The sequence below is a fragment of the Lactobacillus sp. 23-2 genome, from assembly GCF_044902225.1.
In the GTDB taxonomy this organism is placed as follows: Bacteria; Bacillota; Bacilli; order Lactobacillales; family Lactobacillaceae; genus Lactobacillus; species Lactobacillus absianus.
Window position 1 is genome coordinate 1 of record NZ_JAOQBX010000057.1, and the last position, 1,100, is coordinate 1,100.

Below are 1,100 nucleotides of genomic sequence, written 5' to 3' on the forward strand. Positions count from 1 at the left end.
AATTTCGCTCCTCATCACGACTTGCTCTTGAAGGAATAAGCATTTGACTCATTCCAAAGCTTGTCGCTTGAACGTGGATCCAGCCCCACGCGCTGATAGCCTCCTGCGTCCCTCCATCGCTCATAACGATTCGGTGCAGTACAGGAATCTCTACCTGTTGTCCATCGACTACGCCTTTCGGCCTCGCCTTAGGTCCCGACTTACCCTGGGCGGACGAGCCTGCCCCAGGAAACCTTAGTCTTGCGGCGGATGGGATTCTCACCCATCTTTCGTTACTCATACCGGCATTCTCACTTCTAGAAGCTCCACATGTCCTCCCGGTCATGCTTCACCGCCGCTAGAACGCTCTCCTACCACGTGCATCAAATGCACATCCACAGTTTCGGTATCATGCTTAGCCCCGTTAAATTTTCGGCGCGGCGTCACTCGACTAGTGAGCTATTACGCACTCTTTGAATGATGGCTGCTTCTGAGCCAACGTCCTAGTTGTCTACGCAACTCCACATCCTTTCCCACTTAGCATGTATTTAGGGACCTTAACTGGTGATCTGGGCTGTTTCCCTTTCGACTACGGATCTTATCACTCGCAGTCTGACTCCCGCATACAAATGTCTGGAATTCGCAGTTTATCTGGATTCAGTAACCCCTGACGGGCCCCTAGTCCAAACAGAGCTCTACCTCCAGCATCCTCTTTGCGAGGCTAGCCCTAAAGCTATTTCGGAGAGAACCAGCTATCTCCAAGTTCGTTTGGAATTTCACCGCTACCCACAACTCATCCCCGCAATTTTCAACTTACGTGGGTTCGGTCCTCCAGCGCGTTTTACCGCGCCTTCAACCTGGTCATGGGTAGGTCACTTGGTTTCGGGTCTGCATCAGCCAACTTCTCGCCCTATTCAGACTCGCTTTCGCTGCGGCTCCGTCTTTTCTGACTTAACCTTGCTGACTAACGCAACTCGCCGGTTCATTCTACAAAAGGCACGCCATTACCCATTAACGGGCTCTGACTACTTGTAGGCACACGGTTTCAGGTTCTCTTTCACTCCCCTCCCGGGGTTCTTTTCACCTTTCCCTCACGGTACTGGTTCGCTATCGGTCACTGG

Annotated in this window: 1 rRNA gene; it reads right to left on the reverse strand. The window is 52.2% G+C overall.

The features are described 5' to 3' along the window. A 23S ribosomal RNA gene (locus OCH80_RS10120) occupies positions 1 to 1,100 on the reverse strand; the annotation flags it as partial.